The organism is Anaerococcus ihuae (assembly GCF_928368155.1).
Taxonomy (GTDB): Bacteria; Bacillota; Clostridia; order Tissierellales; family Peptoniphilaceae; genus Anaerococcus; species Anaerococcus ihuae.
On the sequence record NZ_CAKMRU010000004.1, the window covers coordinates 1 to 12282 of the forward strand.

Consider the following 12282-nt stretch of genomic DNA (forward strand, 5'->3'; position numbering starts at 1 on the left):
TCACTTTGTTCGGTCGAGATGGTAATGTGTAAATATAGTTTTAAGCTAAAGTTTGAATTTTTAGATTAGCTATCTTAAATATTTAAACTCAATAATTGAATTTAGAACTAGAAATTACAAGTGAAAAACAAATAAAAATATCCTTCAACAATAAGCCTCTCCCAATTTACCCATCTCGAGCAGATAAATATGCCTTGATTTGGCATATTTATCCCTAAAATTAGTGCGAGAGCACGGAAGAATTTACGTAGTAAATGAGTTTTCATAAGCACGGAGGAATTTGCATAGAAAATGAATTTTAGTAGTCGAGAGATCTCATAGGTTAATTAATGCGAATAATTCAAAAATTCATTGGAATTACTAAGGAAATCAAAAATTAAAATATAAACCAAACAAAAGAGATCTCTCCACTCACTTCGTTCGGTCGAGATGGGTAATATTTAGAAATAATTTTAAGCTAAAGTTTGAATTATTTGATTCATTATTATTTAATATTTAGTCTAAAAATAGAATAAAAAATAAAATTATAATTTGGCAAAAATTCAAAAATATTCTTCAGTAAAAAATTAAAGTCAATAATCAACCATCTCGAGTGAAATCGAGAGATCTCTTTTATTAGATACAGCTAATAATTAAATAAATTATTCGATTACAAATATATCAAAACCTCCTTTAGTAATAAAGCCAATCTCAAAACTACCCATCTCGAGCTTGTCGAGAGATCTCTTAATTAAATAAGGCTAAAATTTCAAAAATTATTTGAATTAAAAATTTAATTATTATTTAACCAATTAATAGCACATGTCACAAATAATCCTACACCTATTGGCATAGCGTCTTCTGAAAAATCTACTTTTGGATTGTGGTGGGAATAATTATTTCCTGGAATTTTTGAATTTAATAAGAAATAAACTGTAGGGACTTTTCTTGAAACAAAAGCCATATCCTCACTTGCCATTAGTCTTTCTCCAGAAATCATTTCAATATCAGAAGCCTCTTCCACATAAGCTACAAGCTCTTTTGTAAGAGATGGATCAGAATAAAGAGAAGGAACTGATGCAGAATATTCTAAATTAATTTCACATTCTGTAGCTTTAGAAACTCCTTCAACAATTTCATCCATTCTTTTTTTTAATTTTTCCCTAATTTCTGGATCGTAAGTTCTCATTGTTCCTTGTAAAGTAGCCGTGTCGGGAATAATATTTGAATTTGAACCTGATGCAAATTGTCCAAATGTTAAAGTTGTATGTTTTGAAGGATTTGCATCACGGCTTATTAATTGATTAAATTGTTGGTAAATCATAACCCCTGCATTAATAGGATCTTTTGTTGTGTGAGGATAACCACCATGTCCTCCTTGACCCTTAATTGTAACTTTAAAATTATCACAACTTGTTGCCATGTAACCCTCATAATAAGAAATAGATCCTGCCTCATGACTTAAGTTTGTGTGGAGAGCAAGTGCTACATCAACTCCTTCAAGAACTCCATTTTCAATCATCATCTTTGATCCCTTAAAAATTTCTTCAGCAGGTTGAAACATAAATCTTACCTAGCCCTTAAAATCTTTTTTGTGTTTTGCTAGTAATTTTGCACTAATAAGACCAATAGATGTGTGAAGGTCGTGTCCACAAGTGTGAGCTACCCCCTTATTTTTTGATGAAAAATCTAGGCCGCTTTCCTCATCCATTGGAAGAGCATCCATATCCGCCCTAATTAAAATTTTTTTACCAGGGCCCTTTTCTCCTTTGATAGTAGCTTGAACCCCACTTTCTCCAACTTCCTTTATTTCAGCCCCAATTTCTTTCAATTTTTTTATTACAAATTCCTTAGTTTGAGGTAATTGTAAACCCAATTCTGGATTTTCATGTATATGTCTACGATTTTTAACTAATTCATTTTTTAATTCTTCTGCTTCTTTAAAATAATTTGTCATAAATATCATCCTTTCTTTTAAAAAACAAAAAGCTTTATTAAAAAACTTTTTGCTAACAATAAAAAAGACATAATAATGAGATTTTTATTTCTTAATATTTATACCCTATTTTTATCTTTAAATAAAAAACTATTAGCTTAATTTTTCCGATTATTTTAATATGCTTTGCCTACATAATAGTTTGATAAAATACAAATTATCTAAATATTTATAAAAAAATAAACAAATTTCACGAATATTTACAAATTTTTATTTATAATATAAAATTATATTTAAAGAATTTTAGGAGGGAAAAATGAAAAATTTTTTAAAAAGAAAAGGAATAAGCCTTTCACCAAAAGTTTATTTTATTGATGCCTTAGGATCAATGGCCTTTGGACTTTTTGCAACACTTTTAGTAGGAACAATTTTAAATACAATTGGTAAATCTTTTGATATAAAATTTTTATCAGAAACAATTTGGCCCCTTGCCCAAGAAGCCACAGGCCCTGCAATCGCCGTTTCAATCGCCTACGCTCTTAATGCAGACAGATTAATTTTATTTTCATCAACAATAGTAGGGCTTGCCGCAAACAAATTGGGTGGACCCATGGGAGTTTTTATAGCAACACTTTTTTGTGTAGAAATTGCAAAAATAATTTCAAAAGAAACTAAAATCGATATAGTTTTGACCCCAGTTGTAACAGTTTTAGTCGGAGTAATGATTGCAAATTTAGTTGGACCTTTTATCCAAACACTAATGACAAAAATCGGAATTATAATAATGGATGCAACCAAACAAAAACCATTTATCATGGGAATAATTGTTTCAGTAATTGTAGGAATAGTTTTAACTCTTCCAATTTCATCAGCTGCACTTTGTATGACAATAAGTCTATCAGGACTTGCAGCAGGAGCTGCGACAATTGGATGTTGTTGTCAAATGATTGGCTTTGCAGTAATTTCATTTAAAGAAAACAAAACCCAAGGCCTAATCGCCCAAGGACTTGGAACAAGTATGTTACAAATGCCAAATATAATGAGAAATCCAAAAATTTTAATCCCACCAACCCTCGCATCAGCAATACTTGGACCATTTTCAACAATAATTTTCAAACTAGAAAATTCCCCAATAGGAGCTGGCATGGGAACATGCGGTTTGGTAGGACAAATTTCAACCTTTACAGCAATGAGCACCGTCCCATTTTTTAAATTATTATCAACAATAATAATCATGCACATAATCCTTCCAGCCATAGTTTCATTAATAATTTATTATTTCGTTAAAAAAATCGGCTGGATAAAAGATGGGGATATGAAGTTAGATTTTTCTAAATAAAAATTCAAATACTTTATCAAATTTAAAAATGGACTATGCATATAATACACATAGTCCATTTTTTTATTTGTCATTTTCTTATTTAGTTTAGTCTGAGGGGAAATATTAAAAACGTCCACACGGGGACGTTTTTAAGCTATTTATCTACTCCTGATCACTGTATTGTTTTAGTTTTCCTAGGGCTTGGTTTTCTATTTGTCTTATTCTTTCTCTTGATAGGGAATAAATTGTTCCTATTTCTTCTAGGGTTTTTGGTTTTTCGTTATCTAGGCCGTATCTGTAGATTATTATTTGTTTTTCTCTATCTGATAATTGATCTAGGGCTTTCATTAGGAAATCTTCCATATCTTTTTTTAGGATTTGATCGTCTACTGGGATTGAATCGTCTCCTACCATATCCATTAACTCATCGCCTGTTGAATCTTCTGAATCAAGATTTATGTTTAAGCTTGTTGAATTTACTTGATTTCTGTTTATCAAAAATAAATCGTCAGCTTGTTTTTTATCGATTCCTTCTTGTTTTAAAATCTTGTATAATTCTTCTTCGCTAGCTTCTGGATTTGCTTTTAATATTTGTTTTAATTTATTTAATTTCAAATATTTTCCTGCTGGTATTCTTATTGTGTGACCTTCTTTGTTGATCGCTTTTCTTATTGCTTTGTCAATCCACTTGTAGGCGTAGGTTGTAAATTTGTATCCCAAAGTTAGGTCAAATTTTTCTGCAGCTCTAATCATTCCAAGCATTCCTGATTGAACTAAGTCTTCAAGCTCAAGATCGTTTCCATGTGAGCGATAAAAATATGAGGCTCTGCTTCTTACTAGTCCTTGGTTTTTATCTACCAAGGCGCCAAGGGCATTTTGATTTCCCTCTTGAAATTGTTCTACAATTTGCTCGTTTGTTAAATCTGAAAGCCTGATTATATCAGACCTTTGCCTTGCAACTAGGGAATTTTTTATTTTTTTCCTATTTTCTTCCTCTTCATCTTCTTCCAGCTCTTCGTCTTCCAAAAACTGGTCAAATTCTTCTTTTTCTTCTTCTGTTAATCCCTTATAAATTTTTTGGGCTTCTTTTTGATCAATTTCATCTTCATCAAAGAAATCTTTAAATTTTTCAAAGATTTCTTCGTCATTAAAATTTATTTTATCCATATAACCACCATAAATTTGATCTGCCTAAGCAGCCAAGTTCTTATAAAAATGATTTGAATTTTTATAAATTGAATTTATCTACCTTTACCATTATTTATTTTTCCAAGTCTTTTTTTATATCATCAAGTTTTTTTATTACATCTTCTGATAAGGGAAATTGCTTGAAATTATTTGAAAAATCTTTTTTTTGACTTCTCTTAATTTTTACCCTTTTATTTAAAAGATCATTCCTAAGCTCAAGACCAGTCATCCTACTTGCTCCTCTCTCAAAGGCAAGTGATTGGACTTGCCCATCGTCGGTTACAACTTTTACATTGTGGCGACGGGCGTACTTGTTAGTCATTTTTTCGATGTAGGTGTCAGCTGTTTGAAATTTTTTGGTATAGACTATTTCTATGCCTAGTTTTTCAAATATATTTTCTTTTTCACCGTCTGAATTGTAGGCATCAAAGACTACGACAAGATTTTCGTTTGAAAGGGATGCGTATTCTGCCATCTCATCTATTAATTTTTCACGAGCAAGCTCTAAGGAATTTTCTTTTATATGAATTAATTCAGGCCAAGAATTTATTATGTTATAGCCATCAACATAGGTTATATTTTTTTTAGTTAAAGCCATTTTGTCTTAGACTTTCATAGATTGCGATTGCACTTGCTACCGATGCGTTTAATGAATTTATTTTGCCAAGCATGGGTATTTTTATTAGTCCATCGCAATTTTCTCTTACAAGTCTTGAAAGTCCCTTTCCTTCATTGCCAACAACTAGGGCAATTTTTCCTGTAAGATCTGTTTGAGTAATATCACCATCAGCTTCTCCAGCAAGTCCATAAACCCAAAAATTTTCTTTTTTTATTTCTTTTATGGCCCTATTTATATTTTTAACCATGGCTATGTCAATATTGTTGATTGCTCCTGCACTTGTTTTATAAACTGTTGAGTTTACTTTTGCAGATCTTCTTTCTGAAATAATTATTCCATCAAATCCAAAGGCTTCTGCACTTCTAATTATTGCACCAAGATTGTGGGGATCTTCTATTTGATCTAAAATCATTAGCCTTTTTTTATCTTTTAAATCATCAAGGTCCTTGTATTTGTAATCTTCTACTTCGATTTCAACACCTTGGTGGTTGCCAGAAATTTTTGAAAAATAATCCTTGTCCTCATAAAATATTGGCACATTTTCTTCTTCTAATTTATTTATAATTTTATCAATCAGTCTGTGATTTTTGCCCTTGTTGTCCAAAATATGAGCTTTTTTTATATTTTCACCTGCATCAATGGTTTCAAGTACAGATTTTCTTCCATATATACTTGCCATTACTTAAGCTCCCACTTGGTTCCTTCTCTGGTATCTTTGATTAAAATTCCCATTTCAGAAAGTTTGTCGCGAATTTCATCTGCTTTAGCAAAATCTTTTGCTTTTTTCGCTTCTTTTCTTTCTTCTATTAATTTATTTATTAAATCTTCATCAATTGAATCATCTGTTTTTTTTCTATTTTCTATACCAAGAACATCTTCAAGTTTTATAAATAAATCTCTAGTTTTTTCTACAAATTCTTTTGAAGAATTTTCATCAAGCTTGGTATTAGCAAATTTTGAAATTTCAAATAAAACTGTAAGAGCATCTGCTGTGTTTAGGTCATCATCCATAACTTTTCTAAAATTACTTTCAAAATTATCAAGCTCTTTTACCAAATCTTTTTCTTCATCTTTTAAATTTCCACTCGCTTTTTCTAAAAGATCATCCATCCTAAATTTGGCATTGTTTAATCTTTCTAGGGAATTTTTGGCTTGTTCTATTATTTCTCTTGTGAAATTTATTGGAAGTCTATAACCTGCAGACAATAGCCAAAATCTCACAACCATAAGGTCGTATTCTTTTTTAATATCGTGTAGGGTAAAGAAATTTCCCAAAGACTTGCTCATTTTGGTTCCATCAACTTGGATCATGCCGTTGTGCATCCAATAATTTGCAAATTTTTTGCCTGATCTTGTTTCTGATTGGGCGATTTCATTTTCGTGGTGAGGAAATTGTAAATCTTCTCCACCAGCATGAAGGTCGATTGTCTCTCCCAATAATTTTTTGCTCATGGTTGAACATTCTATATGCCAGCCCGGTCTACCCTTGCCCCAAGGAGAATCCCAAGAGATTTCTCCTTCTTTTTTTGTAGCTTTCCAAAGGGTAAAATCCATAGGATTTCTTTTTTTGCCCTTGTCCTTATCATCTAGTCTGTTTGATGCGCCTTCTCTTAAATCTTCAATATTTTTTCCTGAAAGATGTCCATAATCTTTTGCTTTTGAAATATCAAAATAAACATCTCCATCAGATTCGTAGGCACAATCCTTATCCACCAATTCTTTTACAAATTCTATAATATCATCCATAGTTTCTGTAGCTTTTGGGTGGATTGTGTCTTCTTCATCAAGATTTAAATCTTTTGCATCTTCCATATAAGCTTTTATATACTTATCTGTAACTTCCTTAGTTGATATATTATCTTTAATGGCCTTATTTATAATTTTATCGTCTACATCTGTAAAATTTACAACATATTTTACGTCGTTTCCAAGATATTTTAAATATCTTCTCATTGTATCAAAAATTACCAAAGGACGGGCGTTTCCTATGTGCATATAATCATAAACTGTTGGGCCGCATACATACATTCTTACCTTGTTTTCATCAATTGTCTTGAAATCTTCTTTTTGTCTTGTGAATGTATTATATATTTTCATATTAAAAATTTTCCTTAACGTAATTTAATCTATCGATCATTTTTTCCTTGCCCATAATTACAAAGGCATTTACAAGTTCTGGTCCGTGAACATTTCCTGTAAGTCCTGCCCTAACTGGGAACCATAAATTCTTTCCTTTTATTCCTGTTTCTTTTTGGATAGATTTCATTATGGTTTTTGCAAAGTCTAGGTCAACTTCATCAACTTCTCCAAGCTTTCCAATAAAGGCATCAAATAAAGTTTTAGCCTCATCAGTTTTTATGGCTTCAACCGCTTCATCGGTCCATTTCATATCTTTATCATCTACATAATAAACATAAGCTTCGTCTTTAATATCTATGAATTTATCAATTGCTGATTGCCAGGTTGCAGCAAGAAGATTTAATTTTTCTTCTGGATAATCTTCGCCGAAAAATCCTGCTTCAATACAATATGGTTTTATAGCTTTTGCTAAATCTTCAACGCTCATTTCTCTTACATAATGACCGTTAACCCAATCAAGTTTTCTTACATCAAAAACTGCTCCGGTTTTATTTACCCTATCAAAAGTAAATTGGTCAGCAAGTTCTTTCATTGTAAAAATTTCTTCTTCACTATCAGGAGACCAACCCAAAAGAGCTAAATAATTTATTAATCCTTCTGGTAAATATCCTCTTTCGATGAAATCTTCAACCATTCCATCTCCATTTCTCTTAGAATATTTTTTGTGATCTTTATTTAAAACTGTAGGAAGGTGGATATATTCTGGAGCTTCCCATCCAAAAGCTTGGTATAAAAATACGTGTTTTGGAGTTGAAGAAATCCATTCATCCCCTCTTACAACGTGAGTGATTCCCATTTCGTGATCGTCAACAATAACTGCAAAATGATAAGTTGGATATCCGTCTTCTTTTATCAAAACTTGGTCGTCCATATCATTTGTATTAAAGGTTATTTTTCCCTTAATCCTATCTTCAAAAGAAATATCTGTATCTTTTGGAAGTTTTAATCTTACAGTATATTTTTCACCGTTAGCAATTTTTTCTTTTGCCTCTTCCAAAGTAAGTGAACGACAAAGTCCATCATATTTTGGTGTAAGACCATCAGCTTTTTGTCTTGCTCTTAAATTGTCGAGTCTTTCCTTTGAGCAAAAGCAATAATAAGCCTTGCCTTCTTCGATTAATTTTTCAATATATTTATCATAAATTCCAGCTTTAACCCTATCAGATTGGATATAAGGACCAAAGTCTCCTTTTTCAGTAACTTGACCATTTTCGTCAAGCATAACGCCTTCATCAATTTCAATTCCTGACCATTTTAAAGTCTTCAATAAATTTTCCAAGGCTCCTTCAACAAATCTGGTTCTGTCTGTATCTTCAATTCTTAAAAGCATTTTTCCACCAGTATGTCTTGCATAAAGGTAATTAAAAAGTGCTGTTCTAAGTCCACCGATGTGGAGGTAACCTGTTGGTGATGGTGCAAATCTAACTCTTGTTTCTGTCATAAATCCTCCTTAAAAATATTACTTTTATTATATAATATCTTGACTAATTTATAAAATCATATTTTTTCAATTTTTTCGTAAATTTATAAAAAAATAACGAAAAGGAAAGGGAGTGCAAAACTCACTCCCTCCTAAATACTGCTTTTATTTTAGCATAAAATATGTTTTTTTTCAAGATATATTATCAATTACAAAGATTTATATTTTAAAATTATATTTTTGAATTTTATATCAATTTTTTCCTCTAATATATTTATGTTATAATATGAGAAAGTGTTTCTGCTTATTCAAAAATAATTATAAGGAAAATATTATGTTAAAATCGCTAATAAAATTCAACTTCAAAATAATTTTTAAAGACAAAATTTCTATATTTTGGTCAATAATTCTTCCCCTAGTTTTTTTGCTTATTAATTCTCACAAAAAAATTGATATCAATGAAGCTTTAATCTATTGTGCCTATATAATAGTAACTTCCTATATTTATGGAGTGGGATTAAGGGCCCTAAGACAAAGAGAAAGTGGTATGTGTAAATTTATTTTCGGTTTAAATTATCAAAAAACAAAATATTTTGAAGCTCTTCTCATATCACAAATAATTTATGCAAGTCTTTGCAGCCTAATATTTTGTATCGGCGCAAGCTTTGTTCTTAAAATAAGTTTTTTAAAACTTTTTTCCTACGATATGGTATTAGTTTTCCTTTTGATAAATATAGGATTTTTATCTTATAACCTAACTCTTTTAAAAGATGTACATGTAAATTCTATATCAACTATAACCGATATTTGCGTATTTGTCGGAGTTTTTCTTTTAAATAGCCCTTCAAAAATAAATCTTATAAATCCTTTTTATCAAATATTTTTATTGATAAATGCCCTAATAGATAAAAATTTTTCCTATATAGGAACTTATATTTTAATATTTCTCCTAACTAGTGTTTTATCCCTATATTCAATAAAAAATTTCAGTCCATTTTCAAAGGAGCGTAGATGATGTTTAGTGTTTTTAATATAGAAACTTTGATTTTCAAAATAAATAGAATAGATTTTTCAGATAAAATAAATTATATTTGTGACAAAAACGGTTCAGGAAAGACTCTTTTTTTGGATAGCCTTTATTTTGATAATAAGGTTAAGATAGAACCTCATATAGACAAAAAAGACATAATCTATCTAAGCCAACATTTTTCTTTCTATGAAAGAATAAAGGTAAAAGATTTTATAGAATTTTTTGACCAAATAAATAATGAAAATCTTCTAGAAAAAATAAGAAAAAATTCTTACATAAATAATTTTATAAATGAAAATTTCGATAAAACCCTCTACCACCTATCTGGTGGAGAATTTAAATTTTTATACTTAATTTTACTCTTATTTACTGATAAAAAATTATACCTATTAGATGAACCCTTTAACGAACTTGATAAAGAAAAAGCAAAATACATAGCGAATTTAATCAAAGATTTAAACAAAAATGGCAAAAAAATAATAATAACCAACCACTATGATTTGGGATTATTTGAAGAAAAAGATATAAAAAAAATAAGGCTATTAGACCATACAGTCTAAATAGCCCTGCCCTTATTTTTTGAATCTAGGATTTTTTCGTCTAGATTTTCTAGTGCTTCTTCTAATTTTTTTATCATTTTTTCTTTGTTTCTCATGTGAGATGTTACTTTTACGAGATTTACTATATGGCCTGATGAGTAGAGGACATTTCCTGGAACTTCTAGATTTTTTAATAATTCTATTTGTTCTTCTAGGTTTTCTCTGTTACTTGTTTCTTTAAAATCTCCTTCTTCTCTCATTTTATATAATTTTGATCCTCTTTGAACGTCTGTACTCATTATAAAAATTCCTATTGGTGGATAGAGGTTTAAAAATTTTGCTGTTTCTCTTGCATTTTCCTTTGAATTTCCATTTCCTGCAACTCCTTGCATTACTATGGCGTTGTAGGTCATGTTTGCATATTTCATTTTCTCTATCCCTTTTTTATAATCATCAAGATCAGCTCCCTTATCAAGCCAGTCTAGGACTTTTTGATTTCCTGTTTCTACTCCAAACCAAAGTTCATTGTAGCCTTTTTCTCTTAAGAGTTTTAAATCTTCTTTGGTTTTATTTTTTAAATTATAAAAACTTGCGTAGGAAGTTATGGTTTTTACTTCTGGGATATATTTGTGGATTAAATCGGCAATTTCTACTAATTTTTCTATTGATAGTACAAAGGGATCTCCGTTTAATAGATAAATTCTTTCAATTGGCCTCGGATAGGTCATGGAAATTTCCAAAATATCGCTTTCTACATCTTTTAAAGGAGAAATACCAAAATTTGTCATATGATACATGGTACAAAAGGCGCACTTATTGTGGGAACAGCCGTAAGTTACTTCCAAAAGTGGTGTGTAGGCTTCAAGTGGTGGTCTATAAACTTGTCCTGTGTAATGCATAATACTAAATCCTTTCTAAAAATTCTTCGATTTCTTTTTCTTTGCTCTTGTAGGTTGTTACAAATCTTGCTACGAATTTGTCTTCTCTTTTTTCTCCTACTTCAAAATAAGCAAATTCTTCCCATTTTTTTATATCTTCTTTTGAAATTTCTACAAAAACTTGGTTTGATTCAAATTCATAGGCAAGTTTGTAGGCTTTTTCTTCAAAGCCTTTTGCCAATTTTTCTGCCATTTTGTAGGCTTTTTTTGCTCCTTTTATATACAAATCATCTTGGAAGAGTCTTTCAAACATAATTCCTGTAACAAATCCTTTGGCAAGCATGGCTCCTTTTTGTTTTTGCAAATTTCTGAAATTTTTCTTTAAATCATCATTTACAATTACAAGAGCTTCGCCGAACATAAGTCCGTTTTTTGTTCCTCCAAAATAAAATATATCGCAAAGTTTGGTCAAATCTTTAAATTTTAAATCTGATTTTTCATTTGCCATGGCGTGTGCTAGTCTTGCCCCGTCCATAAATAAATATAAGTCGTGTTTTTTACAAAAATCGTAAATCTCTTCCAAATCTTTTTTACTGTAAAGAGTTCCAACTTCTGTTGTGTTTGATATATAAACTTTTCTTGGAACTGTGTGGTGTTCGTTGGTAAAAGATTTATATTTTTCTTCCAATAATTTTTTTGTAATCTTTCCGTTATTTGTTGGAATTGTTTCAATTTTTATTCCACAAGCCTCGATTGCTCCTGCTTCTTGGTCTTCTATATGTCCACTTGTTGCAGAAATTATTGATTCTTGTGGCAACATTCCCACACTTGCCCCAAGAATATTTGCTCCTGTTCCCCCGTGGATAAAATATATATCAACATTTTCATCTTCTAATTTTTCTTTAATCAATTTTTCAGCATTTTTGCTGTGATCATCAACCCCATATCCTGGATTTATTTGGTCAAGATTTTCTTTTATAGCATCTAAAATTTCTGGATAACAAATATCTGAATAGTCATTTCTAAAATTAATCATAAATTCTCCTTATAAAAAACGATTTTCTTATTCCTATCATACATTTTTCATAAGTTTTTTCCATTTTAAAATTTACAACCATCACTTTATTAGTCGAATTTAATTCCTAGGATTTCTTTACTTTTAATATTTTTAAAATTTTATTTACTAATTAATTAATTTTTCCCAAAGAAAAAACCAAAGCTTTAAACTTTGGT

Annotated in this window: 10 protein-coding genes and 1 pseudogene; 3 read left to right on the top strand and 8 right to left on the bottom strand. The window is 30.2% G+C overall.

Annotated features, from left to right (window positions below; translation table 11 throughout):
* Window positions 1–772: 772 nt before the first annotated feature.
* Window positions 773–1945: pseudogene (locus L6653_RS08475) on the bottom strand (M20 metallopeptidase family protein).
* Window positions 1946–2231: 286 nt separating this feature from the next.
* On the opposite strand from L6653_RS08475, the gene L6653_RS08480 reads away from it, so the two are divergent.
* On the top strand, window positions 2232–3254 hold the full coding sequence (locus tag L6653_RS08480; RefSeq protein WP_236786780.1) for a PTS sugar transporter subunit IIC: 1023 nt from the start codon (window positions 2232–2234) through the stop codon (window positions 3252–3254).
* 144 nt (window positions 3255–3398) lie between these two features.
* Here the strand turns inward: L6653_RS08480 and L6653_RS08485 are convergent, their stop codons facing one another.
* The 5 genes from L6653_RS08485 to gltX form a co-directional block, all read right to left on the bottom strand.
* On the bottom strand, window positions 3399–4403 hold the full coding sequence (locus tag L6653_RS08485) for a sigma-70 family RNA polymerase sigma factor (protein ID WP_236786782.1): 1005 nt from the start codon (window positions 4401–4403) through the stop codon (window positions 3399–3401).
* Between the two features lie 94 nt (window positions 4404–4497).
* Window positions 4498–5022, bottom strand: coding sequence for an NYN domain-containing protein (locus tag L6653_RS08490; protein ID WP_236786784.1), 525 nt, complete (start codon window positions 5020–5022; stop codon window positions 4498–4500).
* A complete protein-coding gene (rlmB, locus tag L6653_RS08495; RefSeq protein WP_236786786.1) occupies window positions 5009–5722 on the bottom strand; it encodes a 23S rRNA (guanosine(2251)-2'-O)-methyltransferase RlmB in 714 nt (237 codons plus the stop codon). The genes L6653_RS08490 and rlmB overlap by 14 nt, the downstream gene beginning before the upstream one ends.
* On the bottom strand, window positions 5722–7140 hold the full coding sequence (cysS, locus tag L6653_RS08500) for a cysteine--tRNA ligase (protein ID WP_236786788.1): 1419 nt from the start codon (window positions 7138–7140) through the stop codon (window positions 5722–5724). The genes rlmB and cysS overlap by 1 nt, the downstream gene beginning before the upstream one ends.
* Before the next feature lies 1 nt (window position 7141).
* Entirely contained in the window at window positions 7142–8623 is a 1482-nt protein-coding gene (gene gltX / locus L6653_RS08505; protein WP_236786790.1) for a glutamate--tRNA ligase, read from the bottom strand.
* A 313-nt stretch (window positions 8624–8936) separates the two neighbouring features.
* Here gltX and L6653_RS08510 point away from each other — a divergent pair, with 313 nt between their 5' ends.
* Window positions 8937–9617 carry a hypothetical protein gene (locus L6653_RS08510; RefSeq protein ID WP_236786791.1) on the top strand — a complete coding sequence of 227 codons (681 nt, stop codon included), beginning with the start codon at window positions 8937–8939 and terminating at the stop codon, window positions 9615–9617.
* The gene (locus tag L6653_RS08515) at window positions 9614–10192 is read left to right on the top strand and encodes an AAA family ATPase (protein WP_236786793.1); all 579 of its coding nucleotides are present in this window, start codon (window positions 9614–9616) and stop codon (window positions 10190–10192) included. The genes L6653_RS08510 and L6653_RS08515 overlap by 4 nt, the downstream gene beginning before the upstream one ends.
* Here the strand turns inward: L6653_RS08515 and L6653_RS08520 are convergent.
* Together L6653_RS08520 and L6653_RS08525 are read right to left on the bottom strand one after the other, a co-directional pair.
* Entirely contained in the window at window positions 10189–11070 is an 882-nt protein-coding gene (locus L6653_RS08520) for a radical SAM protein (RefSeq protein ID WP_236786795.1), read from the bottom strand. The two genes, L6653_RS08515 and L6653_RS08520, sit on opposite strands and share 4 nt — an antisense overlap.
* 4 nt (window positions 11071–11074) lie before the next feature.
* On the bottom strand, window positions 11075–12085 hold the full coding sequence (locus tag L6653_RS08525; RefSeq protein ID WP_236786797.1) for a threonine aldolase family protein: 1011 nt from the start codon (window positions 12083–12085) through the stop codon (window positions 11075–11077).
* Window positions 12086–12282 lie beyond the last annotated feature (197 nt).